The sequence below is a fragment of the Collinsella aerofaciens genome (assembly GCF_040920445.1).
GTDB classification, from domain to species: Bacteria; Actinomycetota; Coriobacteriia; order Coriobacteriales; family Coriobacteriaceae; genus Collinsella; species Collinsella aerofaciens_BH.
On sequence record NZ_JBCOTQ010000010.1, the window covers coordinates 1 to 21558 of the forward strand.

Annotated in this window: 23 protein-coding genes; 11 read left to right on the forward strand and 12 right to left on the reverse strand. The window is 56.2% G+C overall.

Going from position 1 to position 21558, the window contains the following annotated elements; translation table 11 throughout:
- The first annotated feature begins 172 nt into the window (after positions 1 to 172).
- The gene (locus AB5405_RS02695; RefSeq protein ID WP_368137520.1) at positions 173 to 799 is read left to right on the forward strand and encodes a DUF1648 domain-containing protein; all 627 of its coding nucleotides are present in this window, start codon (positions 173 to 175) and stop codon (positions 797 to 799) included.
- 1602 nt (positions 800 to 2401) lie between these two features.
- Here AB5405_RS02695 and AB5405_RS02700 read toward each other — a convergent pair.
- Complete coding sequence (locus AB5405_RS02700; protein ID WP_006236005.1) at positions 2402 to 3193, reverse strand: 7beta-hydroxysteroid dehydrogenase; 792 nt, start codon at positions 3191 to 3193, stop codon at positions 2402 to 2404.
- A 447-nt stretch (positions 3194 to 3640) separates the two neighbouring features.
- On the opposite strand from AB5405_RS02700, the gene AB5405_RS02705 reads away from it, so the two are divergent.
- The 7 genes from AB5405_RS02705 to AB5405_RS02735 all read left to right on the forward strand — a co-directional run bounded on the left by AB5405_RS02705 (position 3641) and on the right by AB5405_RS02735 (position 8890).
- Positions 3641 to 3892 (forward strand): dienelactone hydrolase family protein, encoded by a 252-nt coding sequence (locus AB5405_RS02705; RefSeq protein WP_006236004.1) that lies wholly within the window; start codon positions 3641 to 3643, stop codon positions 3890 to 3892.
- Positions 3893 to 4040: 148 nt separating this feature from the next.
- Entirely contained in the window at positions 4041 to 4745 is a 705-nt protein-coding gene (locus tag AB5405_RS02710; protein ID WP_260699275.1) for a CDP-alcohol phosphatidyltransferase family protein, read from the forward strand.
- 66 nt (positions 4746 to 4811) lie between these two features.
- Positions 4812 to 5246, forward strand: coding sequence for an FHA domain-containing protein (locus AB5405_RS02715; RefSeq protein ID WP_006236002.1), 435 nt, complete (start codon positions 4812 to 4814; stop codon positions 5244 to 5246).
- A 3-nt stretch (positions 5247 to 5249) separates the two neighbouring features.
- Positions 5250 to 6128, forward strand: coding sequence for a transcriptional regulator FtsR (ftsR, locus tag AB5405_RS02720; RefSeq protein WP_346978493.1), 879 nt, complete (start codon positions 5250 to 5252; stop codon positions 6126 to 6128).
- 40 nt (positions 6129 to 6168) lie between these two features.
- Positions 6169 to 6699 (forward strand): adenine phosphoribosyltransferase, encoded by a 531-nt coding sequence (locus AB5405_RS02725; RefSeq protein ID WP_006235999.1) that lies wholly within the window; start codon positions 6169 to 6171, stop codon positions 6697 to 6699.
- Between the two features lie 32 nt (positions 6700 to 6731).
- Positions 6732 to 7859: a coiled-coil domain-containing protein gene (locus AB5405_RS02730; RefSeq protein WP_368137521.1), complete on the forward strand. Its 1128-nt coding sequence runs from the start codon at positions 6732 to 6734 to the stop codon at positions 7857 to 7859.
- Between the two features lie 164 nt (positions 7860 to 8023).
- Positions 8024 to 8890 carry a DegV family protein gene (locus AB5405_RS02735; protein ID WP_368137522.1) on the forward strand — a complete coding sequence of 289 codons (867 nt, stop codon included), beginning with the start codon at positions 8024 to 8026 and terminating at the stop codon, positions 8888 to 8890.
- 73 nt (positions 8891 to 8963) lie between these two features.
- Here the strand turns inward: AB5405_RS02735 and AB5405_RS02740 are convergent, their stop codons facing one another.
- Entirely contained in the window at positions 8964 to 9575 is a 612-nt protein-coding gene (locus AB5405_RS02740; protein ID WP_346978496.1) for a DUF1836 domain-containing protein, read from the reverse strand.
- A gap of 155 nt (positions 9576 to 9730) precedes the next feature.
- Entirely contained in the window at positions 9731 to 10669 is a 939-nt protein-coding gene (locus AB5405_RS02745; RefSeq protein ID WP_346978497.1) for an NAD(P)/FAD-dependent oxidoreductase, read from the reverse strand.
- A gap of 117 nt (positions 10670 to 10786) precedes the next feature.
- Here AB5405_RS02745 and AB5405_RS02750 point away from each other — a divergent pair, with 117 nt between their 5' ends.
- Positions 10787 to 12088 (forward strand): MGDG synthase family glycosyltransferase, encoded by a 1302-nt coding sequence (locus AB5405_RS02750; protein WP_368137523.1) that lies wholly within the window; start codon positions 10787 to 10789, stop codon positions 12086 to 12088.
- 453 nt (positions 12089 to 12541) lie between these two features.
- On the opposite strand, the gene dut is transcribed toward AB5405_RS02750, so the two are convergent.
- The 3 genes from dut to AB5405_RS02765 are packed head-to-tail and all read right to left on the reverse strand — an operon-like array spanning position 12542 to position 13934.
- Positions 12542 to 12985, reverse strand: coding sequence for a dUTP diphosphatase (dut, locus tag AB5405_RS02755; RefSeq protein ID WP_227790838.1), 444 nt, complete (start codon positions 12983 to 12985; stop codon positions 12542 to 12544).
- 4 nt (positions 12986 to 12989) lie between these two features.
- A complete protein-coding gene (gene nrdR, locus AB5405_RS02760) occupies positions 12990 to 13433 on the reverse strand; it encodes a transcriptional regulator NrdR (RefSeq protein ID WP_022093781.1) in 444 nt (147 codons plus the stop codon).
- Between the two features lie 51 nt (positions 13434 to 13484).
- Complete coding sequence (locus tag AB5405_RS02765; RefSeq protein ID WP_227790406.1) at positions 13485 to 13934, reverse strand: LysM peptidoglycan-binding domain-containing protein; 450 nt, start codon at positions 13932 to 13934, stop codon at positions 13485 to 13487.
- A 163-nt stretch (positions 13935 to 14097) separates the two neighbouring features.
- On the opposite strand from AB5405_RS02765, the gene lexA reads away from it, so the two are divergent.
- Entirely contained in the window at positions 14098 to 14742 is a 645-nt protein-coding gene (gene lexA, locus AB5405_RS02770) for a transcriptional repressor LexA (RefSeq protein ID WP_040359862.1), read from the forward strand.
- Positions 14742 to 15446, forward strand: a complete 705-nt coding sequence (locus AB5405_RS02775; protein WP_368137524.1) for a heparan-alpha-glucosaminide N-acetyltransferase — start codon at positions 14742 to 14744, stop codon at positions 15444 to 15446. The genes lexA and AB5405_RS02775 overlap by 1 nt, the downstream gene beginning before the upstream one ends.
- Here the strand turns inward: AB5405_RS02775 and hflX are convergent.
- From hflX to rny, 6 genes are all read right to left on the reverse strand, one after another.
- Positions 15431 to 16720 (reverse strand): GTPase HflX, encoded by a 1290-nt coding sequence (gene hflX / locus AB5405_RS02780; protein ID WP_368137525.1) that lies wholly within the window; start codon positions 16718 to 16720, stop codon positions 15431 to 15433. The two genes, AB5405_RS02775 and hflX, sit on opposite strands and share 16 nt — an antisense overlap.
- Positions 16720 to 17658 carry a tRNA (adenosine(37)-N6)-dimethylallyltransferase MiaA gene (gene miaA, locus AB5405_RS02785; protein WP_346978500.1) on the reverse strand — a complete coding sequence of 313 codons (939 nt, stop codon included), beginning with the start codon at positions 17656 to 17658 and terminating at the stop codon, positions 16720 to 16722. The genes hflX and miaA overlap by 1 nt, the downstream gene beginning before the upstream one ends.
- Positions 17658 to 19028, reverse strand: coding sequence for a tRNA (N6-isopentenyl adenosine(37)-C2)-methylthiotransferase MiaB (gene miaB / locus AB5405_RS02790; protein ID WP_368137526.1), 1371 nt, complete (start codon positions 19026 to 19028; stop codon positions 17658 to 17660). The genes miaA and miaB overlap by 1 nt, the downstream gene beginning before the upstream one ends.
- A gap of 45 nt (positions 19029 to 19073) precedes the next feature.
- A complete protein-coding gene (locus tag AB5405_RS02795; protein ID WP_006235982.1) occupies positions 19074 to 19391 on the reverse strand; it encodes a stage V sporulation protein S in 318 nt (105 codons plus the stop codon).
- Between the two features lie 74 nt (positions 19392 to 19465).
- Positions 19466 to 20551 (reverse strand): ATP-binding protein, encoded by a 1086-nt coding sequence (locus tag AB5405_RS02800; protein ID WP_006235981.1) that lies wholly within the window; start codon positions 20549 to 20551, stop codon positions 19466 to 19468.
- 1 nt (position 20552) lies between these two features.
- The coding region (gene rny, locus AB5405_RS02805) for a ribonuclease Y (protein WP_368137527.1) at positions 20553 to 21558 on the reverse strand (1006 nt) is incomplete at its 5' end.

Consider the following 21558-nt stretch of genomic DNA (forward strand, 5'->3'; position numbering starts at 1 on the left):
CGGGCAGCTCGTCAATCGATATATCAATTCTTGGAGACATGTATTCCTACCATTTTTAAAGAAACAACGGCGGTAATCGCTATCGCGATTGCGCCAATAATACCGAGCGCCATCTATTTATACTTGATTTAAGGCGGAGTGGAATGTGGGCGCGCAAGGAGATGCGGAATCGATGAGAGCCTCAAAAAAAATTACTGCAGTGTTATCATCTTTCATCCTCTCTATTCTTCCATTTCTGATTCTATGGGCGGCTTGGTCAGTCCTCCCCGATGCAATTCCCGCTCATTGGAGTGGGGGTGTGGTTGATCGATGGGGTAATAAGCTTGAATTGCTGGTTGTTCCGCTGTTTTCTCTGATTGGTTCTATTGCAATTTCTGTGTACCTTATTGTTTCCACGCGGCGAAGAGAGTTCGCGGATTTCTCTGTTCGAATGCGACGGGACTTTGTTGCGTGCTATATTTCTAGTCTTCTTTTATCGACAACCTGCTCAGTGATAATTGCCGTTTGGGTTCAGTTGATTCTTACGCAAAGCACTGCGGTTGATGGGGGGCTTGGACTATCGATCCTGTATTCCCTTCCCGGGCTATATGTGATCTTGTGCGCTTTGCCGCCTTTTTATGCGAGCGGCGAGAGCAAAAAGGCGGAGCGCCTGATAACAGTTCTTATTGGCGGTGCGGAGATTGTTCTTTGTGGAATAGTGCTTGAAGGTTCGGCTGCCTCTTATGCGATGATTGGACTGATGATTCTGTTCTGTGCGTTTGAGATTGTGTCACAGGTAAGGGATAGCCGGTCCTTATGAGTTGAATTACGCGCGTGCGGATATAAAGGGTGGCATGTTAAGCTGGTCGTTTTCTCGTTCTGGGACATTTGCAGTAGGATGAGTGGGACTAGGCGCGCTGCGGTGTGATGGTGACGGTTGAGACTTGTATCGCTGCAAATCCGCTGATGCACATTTTGCTATTGGGCTTGAAGGTGGGACCGACAGGCCTTTGTTTGGGTTGTTCTGGTCGTCCAACGCGTGTTGCACGGCTTTATATTGTTACCCTCGTTCGGCGCTCCGTTGGAGCATTTCCGGGTTTGTCGGCATCATGACTTGGCCAAGCGACACGCTTGCCGGGACGGTTGTAACGCCGCGCCGGTTCCGTGTGCTCCTTCGTTGTTGGCCTGTCCAGCCGGGGGCGGATTCGGCCTCATGTTGTGGCGCACGGCCTTCAGGGGCTTCCCCTGGCGAGTTATGTTCGTCCGTATGGGTAAGGGTCGGGTTGAGCTGACAATCCCGTGTCAGAAGAGGCTTGGACCATGCGCGCGATGACAGAGATTGAGTGGCTGGACGGCCGTGTGACGAAGGTGCCGGAGCTCGCCTTGGGCGATGCGTTCGGCGAGAGCGCCCAGGCGGAGCTCGATTTCGGGTTCGACGATGTGTTGGAGGGCCTTTGGGTCGTGGTGCGCCATCATGAGCCGGATGAGGACTCGGACGGCGACCCGCGCGGGAGGGGCTGCGCACTGCACGCGGACTGCCGGTACAGCCTGGTCGAACCGTCGGACCTCGACCGTGACCTCACACGTCGCCATTGCCTCTCCAATCAATGCCGGTCCCGGACTTTACTGGTACACATCTTATTGTGCATATTCAACGTCCCAAAACGTATGCCGCCAGACACTCGGAAATATTCCTCTTCTCATGCCGCTGCAGCATCCAACACATTTCCGCAATCTCGAAAACATCGAGCCCGCGACGGAATATATAAGACCGATTGATGTTGCAAAATAGAAGGAGAGGCATTACACCCCTCCTTCTGGACAGCCTGTATCCCGGTTCCCTGCCTGCCAGTTCGCCCTCCCCGAAACCCTCGGGGCGCTATGGGGTCGAACCCCTCCGCATGGAAAATTCTATCGCGGCCATGCCCACTATGCGCGTCACGCACACCACGCCAAACGTCAGGTTTACCAGCCGGGGCTGAGTCCTCTTTCGAGAGCAGGGTTATATTAGCATCTACAAACTCGAAAAACCCTGCCGCATTTGAGGAGTACCAAGAAAAAGGTCTACACCTTGAATATCAACTTCACCCGAACACCTCCCGCATTCATACGAACATGTACGGATGAATGCGGGAATCCGATACCCTGAGGGCCGGATCGGCCGGCCCACTGAGCACGAGCGAGACACGGTCCAGAGGATGCCGGAGCGCAGAACCCCGTGTAGGGAGATCGCGAGGGAGCCGGGCAGGTCGCCCTCGACGGTGAGCGCCGAGGTGCCGCGCACGGGTTCATCGCCGCGCCCACCCATGAAAAGAGGGTTCCCTCGCAGGCGCCGCATCCGCACGCCCCCGCAAAGAAACCCTCGCACTCGCATCTCTACCTGCGAACCCGTATGCAGCCTCGCGCGTGTGTTCCGCAGTTGCTAGTCGCGGTAGAACGAGCCCATGTAGCGGATGTACTCGTCCTCGGTGTGGTTTGCCTTCCAGTCGTGGACGGAGTCCTTGTTGCGCTGGCCGGCGATGACGGAGAGCTCCTTACCCAGCTTCTCAAAGGCCTCGTCGACGCACTCCTCGGGGGTGAGGGCGATCTTCATGACGGCCTCGCCCTGCGGGCCGCCGGGGAGGTTGGACAGCAGGCTGGGGGTTAGGGTGGTGCCGAGGGTGATGACCTCGACGTCGACGCCGGTGCCCTCGCACTCGCAGGCCACGGCCTCGGTCATCTTGAGGATGAAGGCCTTGCCCGCGCCGTACTGGCCGTTCCAGGGGCTGGAGCTGATGCCGGTCATCGACGAGACGTTGATCACGGCGCCGCGGTCCTGGGCGGCAAAGATCCGCATGTAGTGGTGGAAGCACTTGAGGAAGGTCACGACGTTGACGTTGATCATGGCCTCGTGCTTCTCCCAGGGGGTGTCCTGGATCTTACCGAAGCTGTGCAGGCAGGCCACGTAGCTCATGAAGCCCATGTCCAGGCCCTCGGTCGCGGCGAAGACGGTCTCGGCAGCGCCGGGCTGGCTAAAGTCGGCGCGCACGACCTTGGTCTCCACGCCGTAGGTCTCGCGGATCTCGCCTGCGAGCACGTTCAGCTTCTCCTCGCGACGGCCGACCATGACGACGTTCATGCCGCCGGCGGCGATCTTCTCGCAGAACGCCTTGCCGACGCCCTCGGTCGCGCCCAGGATCAGGCCCCACTCACCGTACTTCTCCCTCAGGTTCATGCTGCATCCTCTCTCTCGATGCCCATGCGGGCACATCTCCTTTAGCGTGCGACCGCACAGCCGCACACGGTGCACCATTATGCGCTGAACAAGAGGGGAGCGTGTTCACGACTTTGCGAACGAGCCCGTAACAACGATGAACGGTGTCGGTCTATCACCACGAAGAAACCCTTGCGGCATCGAGAGAGGAGGTGCTGGCAGGTGGAACCAAAAGGTGAACGCCGCCCTGGCGTGAGCGGCGTTCGGTGTGGTTTTACTCACCTTGCTAGCTGTTCACCAGGAGGGTATTGCGACCTCCGGTCGCCTTTGCTGTATCCCCTTGTGTGCCCATGTACAAAGGGATGCATCGCTATTCTGCGCCGGTGCTCGACGTCACCGCTTCGGTGGGCTCGGCAAATACGTTTCTCGCAATGTTCATGGTCGGCGTGATGCTCGATGTGCACATCGATGCCGAAGACCTGGGACCTCATGCGCCTCATCGACTACGTTGCGGCGCGCGGCGCGTGGAGTCTGCGCGAACTCGGCTGCGTCGGCTTTTCCGGCGGTGGCATGCAGACGCTCTACCTCGCTGCGCTCGACGAGCGCGTGCGCTGGGCGCTCATCAGCGGCTACCTCTACGGCGTGCGCGACGCGCTGCTCACCCTCAACAATAACTGTAGCTGCAACTACCAACATAGCCCTCGCGGCTACTTCCTGTGAGAGTTTTTTGTTAAAGCAACGGCGCGAGAGCCTCGTGGCACCCAGCAGCATCCTCCATATGTCTGGACTCTCTATGGCTGCGCTGGATAGACATCGCCGGAACGGGTATAGTATCGAAAGTTTTGTCGTTAACCAGCGGGGGAGTCCTGTGGGCATCAAAAAGAAGATCAAAAAGGAGCTTATCGGCACTTCCGATTACCCGTCGAATAAGATCTTTACGATCTCCAATTTCATCACCTTTACGCGCCTGATCCTCACCCTGGTATTTCTGTACCTGTTTGTGACGGATAACAACCGTGTCATCGCCATCGTTATCTACGCCGTTGCCGCCTCCACCGACTGGATGGACGGTCAGATCGCCCGCATGACTAAGACGGTCTCGTGGCTCGGCAAGGTCATGGATCCCATTTGCGACCGTGCGCTGCTGTTCACCGGCGTACTTGGACTGGTGGTCCGCGGAGAGCTGCCCATCTGGGTCTGCGTACTCATTATTGGCCGCGATATCTATCTGGGCATCGGCACGCTTATCGTGCGTCATTATCACCGTCGCCCCATCGATGTCGTCTTCCCCGGAAAGATTGCCACAGCGCTGCTCATGACCGGATTCTCGCTCATGCTGCTCGGGTTCCCCGTTGTTGACGGCCTGCAACTTTTACCTTCAACCCTCACGGCCTTCCCGGGCCTCAACGGAAGCTCGGTGCCCCTCGGCATCTTCTTTGTGTACGGCGGCGTGATCTTCTCCATGCTCACGGCTGTCATCTACTCCATTAAGGGCGGAGCGGCCATTAAACAGGCTCTCACGCATCCCGAGGACGAGGACATCGACTTTCTGAACCCTGAAATCGAAGACTGATTCGTTGGGGTATGATTACGTACGGTTCATTATTTGCGGCACGTCCGCGATAAGTTAGGGGTTGTCATGGACAACATGGTTAACAATATGCCTCAGAATGATAAGACTGCTGACGCTACCTGCGTATTCCGCGTGCCTTCAAGCGACGTCACCGTTCCCGACCTCATGGCCAACGTGCGCATCACCGCCCCCGTTCTGTCCATCGTCAAGGGTCCGCAGACTGGTGCCGCCTTTGAGCTCGAGGACGACGTGACCACCATCGGCCGCGATCCTGCGAACGGTATCTTCCTCAATGACATGACCGTTTCGCGCAGCCACGCGCGCATTATCCGCGAGGGCCTCGGCGCTCGCATCGAGGACTTGGGCTCGCTCAATGGCACCTGGGTCGACGGTGCCATCGTCAATGCAGCCCCGCTGCACGACGGTTCTTCCGTGCAGATCGGTACGTTTACGCTCATCTACCACGAGAGCACGCCGGAGCGCATCGAAACCGGTGAGTAGGGCATGGCCGAACGCAACTATCTGAGTATCGGCCAAGTCGTCAACCTACTTCGAGGCGCATACCCCGATCTTTCGAACTCAAAAATTAGATTTCTAGAGGATGAGGGGCTCATTACCCCTCATCGTACGCCTAAGGGATACCGTCAGTACTCCAAGGAGGACGTTGATCGCCTGGAGGTCATCCTGCACTTGCAGAAGACCCGCTACATGCCGCTCAACGTGATTAAGCAGCGCTTGGAAAACGCCACGGACCTGTCAACGCTCGCTTACGAGGTGGGCTTGCTGTCCGATGTTCCGCTCAAGACGGAGCCCAAGGAGACTAAGCAAAAGCTGCATCCCATCGAGACCATTCCCGATATGCTGGGCGTCGAGATTTCGTTCATCCGCTCGCTCGCCGAGAACGACCTCATTCGCATCATCAAGAGCCCGCAGAATCGAGAGCTCGTCGATGGTCGCGATTTCCCGATCATCCGCTACTGCTCCGAGCTGTCACGCTTCCATATCGAGCCGCGCAACCTGCGTCAGTACGTGTCTTCCGCCAACCGCGAGTCCTCCATGTTTGAGCAGGTGCTCGTGAGCATGCTCGGAATGGATACCTCCGATGACGAGCGCGACGCCAAGCTCGAGCGTGCGTTTAAGAAGCTACACGACCTGACGGAAGGTGTGCACACCGCGCTGCTCAAGAACCGCGTTTTTGAGTCGCTCAACGCCGTGGTCGAGGACGCCGACATCGATGCACTCGATGAGGAAATCACTCGCTCCGAGTCCACCAAGACCAAAAACGAAGAGACTGCCATGCCGGCTTCGCACGAGGATTCTCTCGTAAAGCCGCTCAAGGTCGTCGCCCCTTCGCAATCCGGCACCGCCACCGCGGGCAAATAACAGCTGCTGAAATTTCGGCAACCCATTGAAAGGTCATGCAATGTACGACTTCGAATCTCAAATCGTCGACATCCCCGACTATCCCGAGCCCGGAGTCATCTTTAAAGACATCACGCCGCTCTTTGGCAATCCCGAGGCGCTCAAAGCCATGACCGATGCCCTCGCCGAGCACTTTGCCGGCATGGGAATCACCAAGGTCGTGGGTCCCGAGGCTCGCGGCTTTATGGTTGGCGTACCGGTGGCTGTAGCCCTTGGCGCCGGCTTTGTTCCCGCACGTAAACCGGGCAAGCTACCGCGCGAGACCGTGAGCCAGAGCTACGAGCTCGAGTACGGCACCGATTCAATTGAGATCCATGCCGACGCTATCAGCTCTAAAGATACCGTGTTGATTCTGGACGACTTGGTCGCGACGGGCGGAACCGTCGAGGCAACAGGTAAACTGGTGCGAGATATGGGCGCAAAGCTTGTCGGTTACGGTTGTATCCTAGAGCTTGCGTTTCTCAACCCGCGCGAGAAGCTCACGCCGTCTGATGACGATGTGGAGCTCTTTAGCCTGGTGACGGTGGACTAGCCGTTACCCTTAGTTACTGGAAAGGAAGCTACATGCGCACAGCAAACACGCACAAAAACATGGCACGCTGCGCTGCTACGGCAACTCTCGCTTGTGTTTTGGGCTTGGGCCTCGCGGCTCCTGCCTACGCCGATACCGCATCCGACCTTGCCGCTGCTCGTACGAAGCTCGAGCAGATCGGTACCCAAACCCAGCAGATTTACGATGAGCTCGCCACGCAGACGCAGGCGCTCGATCAGACTGCCGGCGAGATCACGCAAAAGCAGCAGGAGATCGCCGATGGCCAGGCCAAGCTCTCGACCTATGTCGCCGGCGAGTACAAAACCGGCGGTCTGAGCCTGCTTCAGGTTCTGACGGGTGTCGATGACCTGAGCGATATGCTCAACCGTCTGTTCTACTACGGCAAAGTTTCCGATAAGCAAGCTCAGACCATTCAAGAGGTCAAGGAGCTTAAGCAGCAGCTCACCGATAAGCAGTCCGAGCAGGAGAAGAACGTCGCCGCAACGCAAAAGAAGGTCGATGAGCTTAACGCCCAGCAGGCTGAAGCCCAGAACGTCGTAAACTCCCTGGATTCGCAGCTGCAAGCCGAGCTTGCCGCAGAAGCCGAGGCCAACGCCGCGCTGCAGGCTGGCATCAACGCCAGCACCGCCGAGAAGGCCACGGTGAGCAACGAGACTGCCGGTACGACCGAGAACACCAACAACGGTGGCCAGACCAGCAATAACAACAACCAGGGCGGCAACACTCCGGCTCCTACGCCGGCACCTGCTCCGACGCCGCAGCCCTCCACGCCTCCTCCGGCTCCGACGCCTTCTGCTCCGAGCCAGTCTGTTGATGGCGGTTCTGTTGTCTCGCGTGCATACAGCAAGCTTGGTTGCGCTTATTCCTGGGGCGGAATTGGCCCGAACAGCTTCGACTGCTCTGGTTTTGTTAGCTATTGCCTCACTGGTCGCTATTGCCGCCTGGGCACCACGGGTACCTTTATGGGCTGGACGCGCGTGTCCGATCCGCAGCCTGGTGACGTTGTGGTCAACTCGTACCACACCGGCATTTACATCGGTGGTGGTCAGATGATTCATGCTTCCGACTACAACACGGGTGTTATCATCAGCTCCGTTGCCGCCGGCATGAACAATAACTACATCTTCGTGCGTTACTAAGTATTCAGATAAAGCAAGCGGATATGGACCTCGTGGCTTTTAGTCATGGGGTCCATTCTTTTGCCTTTAGTGCAGGCCGCTATCTAGTTTTGAATACTAGATAGCGGCCCAATCGGTCTGCAAGAAGGCTATAATTGTTTGGGAACAATTAGAAAGGACCCTCTATGAGCTGGGCACTTATCTCAGATTCAAGCTGTAACCTCCGCGATTGGCAACCGACCGCGCCCCATACTACCTTTGCATTTGCGCCCCTCAAAATTCGAGTGGGGGAGCGTGAATTCGTCGATGACCTTTCGCTCGATGTTCATGAGCTCAACTGCGCTGTTCAGGCGGAGACGAACGCTTCTTCGAGCGCTTGTCCCAGCGTAGGGGAGTGGGCCGAGCTCTTCAAATTGGCAGACAAGACCATCTGCATGCCGATCTCTGAGGGCGTGTCGGGCAGCTACAACGCGGCAGCCACGGCTCGCGATATGGTTCTTGCCGAGGAGCCCGACCGACAGATTCATCTAGTCAATTCACGCGCAGCTGGCGGCAAAATGGACCTCATTTTCTTGCTGTTCGACCGCTATCTTGCAAGCAATCCGAATGTCTCATTCGAGGATGCTTGCGCATGCTTCGATAGCCTTGAACAGAACAGCAAAATCCTCTTCAGTTTGTGCAATTACGAAAACCTCGCCAAAGCCGGACGTATCCCTAAGGCAGCCGGCGTCATTGCCAACAAGCTCAATATCCGCATTTTGGGCACGGCGAGTGAGGCCGGTAAAATCGAACTCGTCGGGCACACGCGTGGCGAAAAAAAGATGCTCAACAAGATCATCGACACTATGGAAGCCGAGGGCTTTACGGGCGGTGAGGTCGTCATAGATCACGTTGAGAACGAAGCTGGAGCCCAGGCGCTCACTGACCGCATAGTCGAGCATTGGCCCGGCTCCAAGACCATCATCATGCCCTGCAACGGCCTGGATTCCTATTACGCCGAGATGCACGGCCTCATCATCGGCTACGGCATGGGCGTAGCTTCGGGCAAATAAAGTCCAACCAAGCAAAAATACGGGCGGGACAAAGCGACAGATGGCTCTTTGTCCCGCCCGTTTTATACGTCGGCTAGCTATTAAACCCGTTGAACTTGAGATAGCTCATCAAGTACGCCTTCGAAACGAAGGACGATACCGCGCTACGCACAAGCAGCGACTCACGCGTTACCTGATGCGCCGTATCGGGCACGGGAGTCTGCTCGACGGAAAACGCCGCACGAATCGATGCCTCGAGCTGATCGACCACATAATCAAAGGCCGTCGGGGCATCGTAGCTCAAACGCTGAATGTTAAAGAGTGCCTGCACCGCAGCAATAGGTAGCACCTGCTTAAAGATGCAGATAGCGATCAGGCGGGCAATCTGCTCGCGGCCATATTGCTTTTTGACCGGAGCAGGCACTAGGCCGACCTTTACGTAGTTATTGATCATCGATGGCGTAATGATAGGCTGCTCAACGCAAATGGACAGCGGCTCCATCCACAGCGTAACATACTCAATAACCTGGTCGCGGTAGAGCGTCACATTGGGCAACTGGTTATAGCGCGGCAGACTCAACGTATTAAGTTTGCGCACGATATCGGACTGAATAAATGCATCGGGCAGCACAGTGGGCTGAATATCCTCAGGCTTAATGCTGACCGACGAATCGGACATCGGGATAACGCGTTTGGCGTGGTTCATAAGGATCCTCCGTTCATTAGCTATATTGTATTCTAGGTTATCTAGTTTTGCATACTATATAGCAGGAAAGTAAAAGTGGTTGGACAGCACATTGATGCACCGTCCAACCACTTTGTAATAAAGATAGCAACCTTACATAAGATATATTATCGTACTTATCCGCGGAGAAACGCGTATGCGCCCGTTGCTGCTATGGCTCCGTCAGAAACGGCGGTCACAACCTGACGTAAGCGCTTGGAACGGATATCGCCAGCAGCAAATAGACCTGGCGTGCGGGTCGCCATGGATTCATCAGTCAGAATGCCGCCATCAGGCGCCAGATCGACAAGATGCTCAACAAGCTCGGAATGGGGCTGCGTTCCGGTAAAGACAAAGATACCAAACGAGCCAGGGACAAATGACTCGGTGTGAGTTTCCCCGGATGCATTGTCCTTAAAGGTAATCGTCGTTGGCATGGCTTCGCCCGAGAGCTCGACAATACTAGTTTGGTACCTAACTGAAATATTATCTTTTGCAAGAACTTTTTGAACCACACCATCGGGGGCACGGAACTGATCGCGGCGCAAAACGATGGTCACGCTGCTGGCGATTTCTGACAAGAACAGAGCTTCCTCGCAGGCAGCATTGCCGCCGCCGATGACAAAAACCTGCTTGCCGCGAAAGAACATGCCGTCGCACGTCGCGCAATACGAAACGCCACGACCGCGATACGCATCCTCGCCAACAAAACCAGCAGATCGCGGCGTGGCACCCATGCAAGCGATAACGCTCGAGGCCGACGTATCGCCCAAATCGTGATGCACCGTAAACAGCGCTGCATCGGCATCGTAATCGATACCCGTAACCATGCTCCATGTAACCTGTGCTCCCAGGCCCTCTGCATGCTGCTGAAAACGCTCACCGAGTTCGGCGCCACTCAAGAGCGGAATGCCCGGATAGTTCTCGACTTCATTGGTCGTGGCGATCTGCCCTCCCGACATGCCCTGTTCAATCACGGTCGTCGTTAGGTTGGAGCGCGCCGCATAAATGGCCGCAGCATAGCCCGCAGGGCCGCCACCGATAATCGCAACATCGATCGGCTGATGGGTAGTCATGAAGAGACCTCCTGTCGAAAGATTGGCGTTCTTTGCGCTCATACCCAAATTTACGTGAACATGACACTCATGCACTACAATGATAAATCGCGTAACAAAGCTGAAGGGGAGTTATCGATGGATCAAACGCAGATGAGCAATAGCGCTCCCCTGCCCATGCAAGCCACTCCCCAACCGGAGCAAATGACCGTTTCACCTGCACAAAAACCCCTAGTAACCATTGTGCACGCATCGGTTGGATCGGGCCACAAAGCCGCCGCCAACGCGATTGCACAAGCATTTGATCTTATCCGCGGCACCAAGGGAATCCCTGAGGATATTGAAATTGAAGTGCTCGATATCCTTGATTTTGGACGTATTAAATTCGACGGCAATAAGACCGCGGCTTCTTTTACGGGAGCCACACGCCCCATTTACGACCTGACCTGGCGATATACGCTTACGGGACATCTTCTCTGGGGTGGCGGCACGGCATGGTCGCGTATTATGTTCCCCGCCTTCAACGAATATATTCGTCGCCGCAGGCCTATAGCCGTGGTCGCAACGCACATCACAGCAGCCAATGTTGCCGTGGGCGCCCGCGTAATTACGGGTATCGATTACCCGGTCATCTGTGTGCCGACCGATTACGAAGTCGAAGGCTTTTGGCCCCACAAGGACACCGACCTATTCTGTGTAGCCAACGAGTTTATGGCCGAAACGCTGCGCCCGCGCAAGGTTCCCGAGTCAAAGATCCGCATAACGGGCATCCCCATCCGAGCCGGTTTCGATTCAGATTACAAACGCGAAGATGAGCTCAGCAAGTTCAATCTCCCCATAGACAAAACCGTCGTATTGGTGATGGCCGGCGCCAGTTTGCCCCAACCATACGTGCGTTTCCGCGCCGCGATGGACCACACGCTCCCCTTCTTACGCGGCTTTGAGGACATGCACTTTGTCTTTTTGCCCGGTAAAGACGTGGAGTATGCCACCCGGCTGAAGACGCTCTTCGTCGCCATGAAGCTCGAAAACGTCACAGTTCTGGACTACGTGGATGACATGGCGGCCCTCATGCACGGCTGCGACCTGGCAATCCTCAAGTCGGGCGGGCTCACCGTCACCGAGTGCCTATGCGCACATCTGCCGATGATCCTGCTGGGCAAGTCCTATGGCCAGGAAAAGGCCAACACCACGATGCTCACCGGCATGGGCGCCAGCATGCATGTCACCACCGCACGAGAGCTCATCGTTACCCTACGTCACCTGCACGACCATCCCGAATCACTCAAAGCCCTACTCATCAATGGCGAAGTACTACGCCGCCCCCACGCAGCCGAAGACATAGCCATCGCAACCATGGAGCTAGTAGGCAAGCCCCAAAAGCGCAAACGAGCCTTCTGCCGCTTCTATTGGGGCGGAAAACCCGCGCATATCCGCTAGTCGAATGTCCGCCGCTCTGTCGGAGCCGCCCTTATATCGTTCCATGCTCAAACATTCTCACTTCGCTGCGAAACTGCGCGTGGAACGATATAAGGGTGGCTCCGGCAGAGCGGCTGCGTTTACTTACTAGCAGCTACTTCAGACTCCCCTCCATTAGAACCTGCAAAGGTAAAACAGGAAAATATAAATAGAGTTAGCCGATGCGACAAAGGAGGCATCCCTTTATCGCATCGGCTAACTAGAAAGATTGTTTTATGTCAAGCATGTAGCCCTTTCGCCTGAGCCCCATACATATCGTCCCGCGCGCAGTTTCGCAGCGAAGCGAGAATGTTTGAGCACGGGATGATATGTATGGGGCTCAGGCGAAAGCGGGATCCGTGCGCCCCTGCGAAGCGAGAATGTTTGAGCATGGAATGATATAGGTAAGCCCCGGGCGGGAGGGATACGAGCGCCCTAGGCGACGCCGCTGGAGCCGAAGCCTCCGTTGCCTCGGTCGGTTTTGTCTAGTTCTTCTACTTCCATGAGGTTGACCGTGGGGACTTCTTGGATGACGAGTTGGGCTATGCGGTCGCCTTTGTTGATTTTGATGTTGTTGGAGGGATCCAGGTTGATGAGGATAACCTTGAGTTCTCCTCGGTAGTGGGCGTCGATGAGGCCCGGCGTATTGACTATAGACAGGCCCTGCTTGATGGCCAAGCCGCTGCGGGGCTGGACGAAGCCGGCGTAACCGTCGGGCAGGGCGATGGCCAGCCCAGTAGAGACCAGACGACGTTCGAAGGGCCTCAGGACGCAGTCCTCGTTGGAGCGCAGATCCAAACCGGCATCGGTGGGATGGGCGTATTTGGGAAGCTCGACGGTGGGGTCGAGACGCTTTATGTTGACGGTAATGTTGGACATGGAATCACCTTAGCTTGTCAAGCTCTTGCAAAAACTCATCGACGTCTTTGAAATCGCGGTAGACCGAGGCAAAGCGGATGTACGCCACCTTGTCGATCTTGGCCAAGCGCTTGAGCACCATGTCACCCAACTCATGGGACGTGACGGCCGTCAGCGTACGAGAACGCAGCTCGACCTCGATATCGTCGATAATCTCATTGAGCTTCTTAGTGTCGATATCACGCTTGATGGTGGCGCGCATCAAGCCGACGAGCAGCTTATTGCGATCGAACCGCTGCTTGGTTCCGTCCGACTTAATGACCTCAATTGGGTCTTCGCATCGCTCGAACGTTGTAAAGCGGTAGTTACACGAGCAACATTCGCGACGGCGCTTAATGGTGTTATTTGACTCCTGCATACGGGAATCAACGACGCGGGTATGTGCCTTGCCGCATTTGGGACAGCGCATGGTACCTCCTCTTAAACGATAACAAGGGTACCATGTGCAGCGCGATAATGATTACGAACGAGCAGGAACCTTAAGATGCGCACCGGCGGCGAGCGAACCATGCTCCAGATGATTGACGTTACGGATCATGTCGGAAGTCTCTTGCGTGGAAAGGCCTTCGATTGGATATTCCTCGGCAAGCGACCAAAGAGAATCACCAGGCTGAACGCGAATGGTCTCGTAGGTAACGTTGGAAACGGACTCGGCATACGCGGCGTGACGAGCGCTAAAGACCGACGTAGCGAGGACAAAGAAGAGCGTAAGCGCAACGGCAACGGCGACAATCGTCGGAACCTTCAGGGCAACGCGGGCCGGCACAACTGCAGCTTGCTGATTGCGAGCAGGCTTTACGGTCAAAGGCTGAAAGCCGGAGCGGCCACCCTGAACAACCGTAAAAGTGGGTTCAGCAGGCGTCACGAGCTTAAGGGCGAGGTTTCCCTGGACCATATTCGTTGCGTTCATCATGTTCTCCTCTCGCGTGTTTTGCTGAGAACAGTTTTATCAAGCCGCGCGGACAAAAATATCTGGCGCGAGAACGAATGTTCGGTTATTATTATCTTCGAACAGTTGTTCCTGTCAAGCAAAATTCGAACATTTGTTTGACACGGGTAGAGAGGATGCCCTGATGGCTCGCAAAATTACCAAGCGTCAGCAGCAAATTTACGACTTCATCAAGGAATATCAGCAGGAGAAGGGTTATCCGCCCAGCGTGCGCGAGATGGCTTCTGCCGTGGGCCTTTCCTCCCCCAGCACCGTGCACGCCCATCTATCTGCTCTGGAGGCGCGCGGGCTACTCAAGCGCGATGCCACCAAACCGCGCGCCCTGGAACTCTTTAACGAGGACGGTTCCTCTGTCTCAATTTCTAAATCTGACGAGCCCACCGCACCTCGCGGAACGGTCTCGCTACCGCTCGTTGGTCGCGTCGCGGCTGGGATTCCCATTCTGGCCGAGCAGAATATCGAAGACACTTTTACTATCCCGACCGAAATCGCCACTGATCAGGGTTCCTTTATCCTTGAGGTGCATGGGAGCTCAATGATCAATGTCGGCATCTTCAATGGCGATTACATCATCGTCCGTGAACAAAAGAGTGCCATGAACGGCGAAATTGTCGTGGCCATGATTGATGGTTCAGCGACCGTCAAGACGTTCTACAAGGAGCAGGGACGCGTACGCCTGCAGCCCGAGAATGACACCATGGAGCCTATCTATGCAACGAATCCCGTTATCTTGGGCAAAGTCGTCGGCTTGATGCGCCGGTTCTCGTAATGCGAAAACGCATCACTATCTTTGATACCGTCCGCGGGTTTACGATGATTTCAATGGCAGGTTTTCACGCTTGCTACGATCTCGCCTACCTGTACGGTTGGGATATGCCCTGGTTTACCCAGACCGTCTTTCAAGACATCTGGCGCGCCAGCATCAGCTGGGTATTCTTGTTTATCGCGGGTTGGATGTGCACTCTTTCGCGCAACAATATCAAACGTGCCGCCAAATACGCCTTAGCAGCACTCGTCGTCTGGTTGGCAACAACACTTGTCTCAGTCGACGATTCGGTTAATTTTGGCATCATCTACTGTATGGCCGCATGTACCGGCATCGTAGCGTTGACCAATCCCGTCCTTAAGAAGATTTCGGCGAGATGGGGCGTGTCCCTATGCCTTGTGTTGTTCGCCCTCACCTGGAGCATCCCCAAAACGACCTACCCTGTCCCATACCTGGCGTGGCTAGGATTTCCGAGCCCTGGATTTATCTCAGGTGATTACTACCCCATCATCCCGTTTATCTTTATGTATCTTGCAGGATACTTCGCCGCACACATAGCGAAGGGAATCGATAAGACCGTCCCTAGCTGGGCCTACGCGAATCCCATCCCGGCGCTCGCCAGCCTTGGACGTCATGCACTCCCCTTTTATCTGCTACATCAGCCCATCATACTGGGCATTTTGGAGCTCGCCTACTCGGTGCGATAACGCTCGAGCCGCGGTGCAATACGAGCCGGCAGTTTCGCCACAATACGAACGCCATCCTCAAGATATTCCTCGTGCAAAAGGGTCCCCTGCTCATGCACGACTGTGATGAGTGCACCTTCACGATATGGAATGTCGGCGGAAAGCAGCACATCGGTGGCGGCCGCCTCGCGAGCAATGCGATCGACGAGATCGTCGAGTCCCTCGCCCGTTTGGGCCGAGAACAGAACGGCTTCCGGATAGCGACGACGGAAACTTAATCGATCAACGCTATTGAGAAGATCAATTTTATTGAATACGGTCAGCGTTAAACGCTCTCCGGCGCCGATCTCATCAAGCACGCGGTCGACAGCCTCAAGCTGTCGCTCATAGTCCTCATCAGACGCATCCACGACTTTGAGAATTAAATCGGCACCCAACACCTCGGACAACGTCGATTTAAAGGCATCGACCAGACCATGCGGCAGCTTTTGAATAAAGCCGACGGTATCGGTAATCGTCATGCCGCGACCGCCAGGCAGGCGATATGAACGCGTCGTCGGGTCGAGCGTAGCAAACAGCTTGTCCTGCGAAAGTACCGTAGAACCGGTCAGACGATTGAGCAACGTCGATTTACCGGCATTGGTATAACCGGCTAACGCGACGCGAAACGCCGGTGACTCAATACGACTCTTGGATTGAACATCACGACGCTGTTCAACCTGCTTGATCTCACGTCGAAGCGCAGCGATCTTATTACGAATGAGGCGACGGTCGACCTCGAGCTGACTTTCGCCCTGACCAAAGCGTGAGCCGATGCCGCCGCGCGTCTGTTCCTTGGCGAGATGGCTCCACATGCCGCGCAGACGAGGCAACAGATATTGAAGCTGCGCCAGCTGTACCTGTAGGCGTCCCTCACGCGTCTGAGCATGCAGGCCAAAGATATCCAAGATCAGTGCCGTACGATCGATAATCTTTACCGGCTCGCCCACGGCTTTCTCCAAATAGGATTGCTGCGAGGGCGTCAGGTCGTCGTCAAAAATAACGACATCGGCATCCATGCGATGCACCAGGCCGCACAGCTCTTCAACCTTACCGGAACCGATAAACGATTTAGGATACGGCTTTACCAAACGCTGAGACAAGCGAGCCACGCACTGGGCACCAGCCGTATGGGCAAGGCGCTCAAGCTCGTCAAGCGAACGATCGAGCGGCCACGCATTGTCGCGCCACTCAACACCAACTAATATGGTACGCTCGGGCTCGGGTGCCGTGGGAACAAGGGGGAAGCGGGCCATTAGGCAGCCTCAATACAATGCAGGATGTCCTCAACGACCTCATCGATCGTAAACTTGTCCATATCGAACCACACGATGCGATCATCGCGTTTAAACCACGATAGCTGACGCTTGGCATAACGACGCGAACGCATCTTAATGAGCTCGCGAGCCTCATCCATGCTCATCACGCCATTAAAAGCATCGATAATCTCTTTATAGCCAATTGCCTGCATCGACGTCAGGGCATCTCCCAGCCCCTGGTCCATCAGACCGCGAACCTCATCGACAAGACCCTGTTCAAACATCAGATTGACACGCAGGTTAATGCGCTCGTAGAGAACCTCGCGATTACGCGTCAGACCAAACCATAGAGCATGATAATGCTCGCGCGGAACACTAAACTGACTTTTTTGCTGTGCATAGGAGATACCATCATCATGCATCTCGAGCGCACGAATCACACGGCGCACGTTATGGGGATGAATAACAGCAGCAGATTCTGGGTCGCGCTCGGCAAGCAGGGCATGCAGTTCTTCCTCGCCAATACGCTCGGCAAGCTCCTGATACCCCGCACGGCGATCGTCCTCAAGTTCACCCGAGGGAAAGTCCATCTCATCGAGGGCGGCCTTGAGATACAGCCCCGTACCCCCGCAAAACACCGGTAGACGGCCCTCGCCAAGCAAGCGCTCAACATGCGCGCGAGCGTCAGCCTGATAAAGCGCAGCAGAATATGCCACACCCGGCTCTACAATGTCGACGAGACGCAGCGGCGCCGTACACTCATCGGGCGTCATCTTTGCGGTACCGATGTCCATGCCGCGATAGATTTGCATCGCATCGCACGACAGCACTTCGGACGAAAGACGAGCGGCCAAACGGTCGGCAACATCACTCTTACCAACCGCCGTCGGACCGACGATCGCAACGGCGGAAAGACCTGCCCCGGAAGAAACCATTAGCGCGGCTCGCCCACAACGGAGCCGGACAAATACCAGGTCTTGGCAACGTCAACGTCAACAGCAACGATCTTGCCAACAAGCTGATCGATGCTGTAACCCTCGGGGATAGGCGCATGCACGGTCTGATTCTTGGGACTCTTGCCCAGCAGGACCGCATCGTTCTTCTTGCTCGTACCCTCAATGAGCGCCGGCACCACAGTATGAAGCTCACCCTGGTTATACTCGTGTGCCGTGGTCTCGATAACCTTAACCAGGCGGTTGAAACGCTCGAGAATAACCTCATGCGGCGTAGGATCGTCAATCTCTGCGGCCGGGGTACCGGCGCGCTTGGAATAGATGAAGGTATAGGCCTGGGCATAGCGGACCGTCTCGGCAAGTGAAAGCGTCTGCTCAAAGTCTTCTTCAGTCTCGCCCGGGAAGCCAACGATAATGTCGGTCGAGAGCGCGATATCGGGCATACGGTTGCGAATGCGATCGACCAGGCCCAAATAGTCCTCGCGTGTATAACGGCGATTCATCTCTTTGAGGATCCGTGTCGAACCTGACTGGACAGCCAAGTGCAGCTGCGGCATAACGGCAGGCGTCTCGGCCATGGCGTCGATGGTCTCGGGCAGCAGGTCCTTGGGATGTGAAGATGTAAAGAAGATGCGCTCCACACCCGTATCGCCTACGGCGCGCAGCAAATCGGCAAAACGCGGCTTGCCAAACAGATCGCGACCATATGAGTTAACGTTTTGGCCCAACAGTGTGATCTCGCGCACGCCCTGGCGCACCAAACCGGTCACCTCGTCGACAATCTCCTCGAAGGAGCGGCTCTTTTCGCGACCGCGCACGTACGGCACGATGCAGTAGGTGCAGAAATTATTGCAGCCCGTCATGATGGGCACCCAGGCGTGATACTGGGTCTCGCGATGCCACGGCATGCTCATGGCATCCGTATCCTCATGCTCATTGGTGCGGATATGACGCTTGCCGTCAAGGAACGCCTCGACAATGAGCTCGGCCACATGTGCGATAGAATGCGTGCCAAAGATGACATTGACGTTATCGACGTTGGTGAGCAGGCCCTCACCATCACGCTGCGCGATACAGCCACCCACGGCAACCACGCGCTTGCCAGAAGGCGAAGGCGGCAGGCTTTTGCAGGAATTGCACTGACCGTACAGGCGAGTATCGGCGGCCTCACGCACGCAGCATGTCATGAAGACAACGATATCGGCATGCTCGGGATCGAGCGCCATGAGGCAACCATACGAATCGAGCAGACCGCTCACGCGCTCGGAATCGTGCTGATTCATCTGGCAGCCAAAGGTGCGAATAAAGTAGGTTTTACCGGCAAGAATATCGCGTACGGAACGCTGGTCCATGTGCATAAGTCCTAACGATGGGGAGCAAAACGAGGCAATCAGAAGCTATGCCACAGGCTTAACATCATCCATGACGACGTTATCCATAGCAGCTCGATTGATCTGGTGAACGTAAATAGAAAGACGGATGGCCGTGCGCGACTCCCCGTTAATAAGGATGTCGGAGAACACGGGCGCGCAGGAAATATCAAACCCGGTTGGAATCAAAAAACCGCGCGCGATAGCCACGGCCTTTATGGCCTGGTTGACCGCACCGGCGCCGACACACTGAATGTTGACGGGCACACCATCCTTGACCATGCCGGCGATGGCGCCGGCAACGGACGCGGGCGATGATTTGCTTGATACCTTCAGGCAATCCATGAAGAAACTCCTGCGTTTAAAAGTACGTTTTAACTGCAATAACTGTATCGTACCGAGTGGACTCGGTAAAGGCACTATTCCTCTTTGGCAAGATCGAATGTCACGGTGATTCGATCACGCGAAACGCGAATCTTTGGGTCGCCGCAAAGGTTGAGATAGTACCGGGCAGCAAGGTCATTAAAGTCGCGCTCCACAGCGCGCGAAAACTGTGCCATGTCATCCTTGGCAATACGTAGCCCACGACGATCTTTCGCAAGATCGACAGGAGCCGGCGCATGCGAGGATGAGTCACGCTCGCGCAGCAGACGCGCAGTCACACCGCGAACGGGCTTAATCTGCCCTGCCAAAATGCGATGGGCCGTGCGCTCGGACATCTCAAGACCCAAACCCGAACAGATACGGATAAAGTCCTCGGCATCAGAGGCAAGGCCCAAACGATCGACAACCGGAAGCTCGCTCTCGTCATCAATAAACAGGAGACGAGACGTATCGAGCCGACTTGACGCCTGAGCATAAAGAGTCGCGGCAATCTCAGACGGAGAACCAAGATAGACATCACAACCACGCAGCTCCTCGAGCGCAAACTCACAGGCAGCGCGAATAATATTATGAGGACCGCGAGCACAGACATAACGTCCGTCCTCATCCTTGACGGCCTGGGGCCAGCTGGACTGATCGGCACGCTCACTGAGGCGGTCGGCTGCAACGCTCACCTTAAAGGCTGAACCAAGATCGACGCCGGACGTGACCACACGGGCCTCGTCGGTGTTCTGCTTGATCGAAAACAATGCCATGCCACGACCATGAACGCCCCAACGATCCATCTTCATGCTCTCGAGCTTGGAGGTAACGCGGGCATCGAAGATTCGCTCTTGCATATCCTGCGGAACGCCCGAACCGTTATCCAGAAAGACAAGCGTGCGGACGCCATCTTCCTTGGTCGTGGCGAGATAGACCTTGTCGGCGCCAGCATCGCGAGCATTACGGAGCATTTCGATGACGATATCCTCGACATGCTGAATGTCGTGCTTTGCCTGGCGCCGCTCGGCCTCCGAAACGCGGAGGCGGACATACCCCTCGCCAAGGTTCTCCTCGACGCGAAGGTTGCCCTCCCCCGACATCGACGCGATAAATGAGATGAGCTCGTTCGCGTCGCTCATATTATTTAGCGATATCGACAGCGCGGCTCTCGCGAATCACGACGACGCGCACCTGACCGGGATACTCCATCTCTTCCTCGATCTGATGGGCGATATCGTGAGCCAGAACCGTGGACTGGGCATCGGAGATCTTGTCCGGCTGAACCATGACGTGGACCTCGCGACCGGCCTGCATGGCATAGGTACGCTCGACGCCGTCATGAGAGTTGGCGATCTCCTCGAGCTTCTCAAGACGCTTGATGTAGTTCTCGGCAGACTCGCGACGGGCACCGGGGCGAGAGGCAGAGACAGCATCGGCGGCCTGCACCAGGACATCGAGCACCGTGTTGGGGTCGACATCGGCATGGTGAGCCTCGATAGCGTGGACGATAACGGGCTTCTCGCCATAACGGCGGGCAAGCTCAGCGCCGATGACGGCATGCGGCCCCTCGACGTCATGGTCGATTGCCTTGCCCAGGTCGTGCAGCAGGCCGGCGCGCTTGGCGGTCACAACGTCCAGGCCAAGCTCGGAAGCCATCACGCCGCACAGGTCAGAGACTTCGAGGGAGTGCTGAAGCACGTTCTGACCAAACGAGGTACGGTAGCGCAGGGCACCAAGGGTCTTGACGATCTCGGGGTGCAGGTCGTGAATGCCGGTATCGAATGCAGCTTGCTCGCCAGCCTCGCGCACGCGCTGCTGAACCAGGTCGGCAGCCTTGTGATACATCTCCTCGATGCGGGCGGGGTGAATGCGGCCGTCGGCGATGAGGTTCTCCAGAGCAACACGGGCGGTCTCACGACGGACCGGATCGAAGCTCGAAAGAACGACGGTCTCGGGCGTGTCGTCGATCACGAGGTTGACGCCGGAAACCTGCTCGAAGGTGCGGATGTTGCGACCCTCGCGACCGATGATACGGCCCTTGAGGTCATCAGAGGGAATGTGCACGGAGGTAACGGTGACCTCGGCAGTGTGGTCGGCAGCGCAGCGCTGAATCGCCAGGGAAAGAATCTCCTGGGCGGTCTTGTGG

Excerpts from the sequence above, each read along its gene's own strand:
- AB5405_RS02715 (WP_006236002.1), top strand. The coding sequence starts at position 4,812 with ATGGACAACATGGTTAACAATATGCCTCAGAATGATAAGACTGCTGAC.
- AB5405_RS02800 (WP_006235981.1), bottom strand. The coding sequence starts at position 20,551 with ATGAGCGACGCGAACGAGCTCATCTCATTTATCGCGTCGATGTCGGGG.
- AB5405_RS02795 (WP_006235982.1), bottom strand. The coding sequence starts at position 19,391 with ATGGATTGCCTGAAGGTATCAAGCAAATCATCGCCCGCGTCCGTTGCC.
- miaB (WP_368137526.1), bottom strand. The coding sequence starts at position 19,028 with ATGGACCAGCGTTCCGTACGCGATATTCTTGCCGGTAAAACCTACTTT.
- AB5405_RS02740 (WP_346978496.1), bottom strand. The coding sequence starts at position 9,575 with ATGAACCACGCCAAACGCGTTATCCCGATGTCCGATTCGTCGGTCAGC.
- miaA (WP_346978500.1), bottom strand. The coding sequence starts at position 17,658 with ATGGTTTCTTCCGGGGCAGGTCTTTCCGCCGTTGCGATCGTCGGTCCG.
- AB5405_RS02775 (WP_368137524.1), top strand. The coding sequence starts at position 14,742 with ATGCGAAAACGCATCACTATCTTTGATACCGTCCGCGGGTTTACGATG.
- AB5405_RS02700 (WP_006236005.1), bottom strand. The coding sequence starts at position 3,193 with ATGAACCTGAGGGAGAAGTACGGTGAGTGGGGCCTGATCCTGGGCGCG.
- AB5405_RS02695 (WP_368137520.1), top strand. The coding sequence starts at position 173 with ATGAGAGCCTCAAAAAAAATTACTGCAGTGTTATCATCTTTCATCCTC.
- AB5405_RS02765 (WP_227790406.1), bottom strand. The coding sequence starts at position 13,934 with ATGAACGCAACGAATATGGTCCAGGGAAACCTCGCCCTTAAGCTCGTG.
- AB5405_RS02705 (WP_006236004.1), top strand. The coding sequence starts at position 3,641 with ATGCCGAAGACCTGGGACCTCATGCGCCTCATCGACTACGTTGCGGCG.
- AB5405_RS02750 (WP_368137523.1), top strand. The coding sequence starts at position 10,787 with ATGGATCAAACGCAGATGAGCAATAGCGCTCCCCTGCCCATGCAAGCC.
- AB5405_RS02730 (WP_368137521.1), top strand. The coding sequence starts at position 6,732 with ATGCGCACAGCAAACACGCACAAAAACATGGCACGCTGCGCTGCTACG.
- ftsR (WP_346978493.1), top strand. The coding sequence starts at position 5,250 with ATGGCCGAACGCAACTATCTGAGTATCGGCCAAGTCGTCAACCTACTT.
- lexA (WP_040359862.1), top strand. The coding sequence starts at position 14,098 with ATGGCTCGCAAAATTACCAAGCGTCAGCAGCAAATTTACGACTTCATC.
- nrdR (WP_022093781.1), bottom strand. The coding sequence starts at position 13,433 with ATGCGCTGTCCCAAATGCGGCAAGGCACATACCCGCGTCGTTGATTCC.
- AB5405_RS02725 (WP_006235999.1), top strand. The coding sequence starts at position 6,169 with ATGTACGACTTCGAATCTCAAATCGTCGACATCCCCGACTATCCCGAG.
- dut (WP_227790838.1), bottom strand. The coding sequence starts at position 12,985 with ATGTCCAACATTACCGTCAACATAAAGCGTCTCGACCCCACCGTCGAG.
- AB5405_RS02735 (WP_368137522.1), top strand. The coding sequence starts at position 8,024 with ATGAGCTGGGCACTTATCTCAGATTCAAGCTGTAACCTCCGCGATTGG.
- AB5405_RS02745 (WP_346978497.1), bottom strand. The coding sequence starts at position 10,669 with ATGACTACCCATCAGCCGATCGATGTTGCGATTATCGGTGGCGGCCCT.
- hflX (WP_368137525.1), bottom strand. The coding sequence starts at position 16,720 with ATGGCCCGCTTCCCCCTTGTTCCCACGGCACCCGAGCCCGAGCGTACC.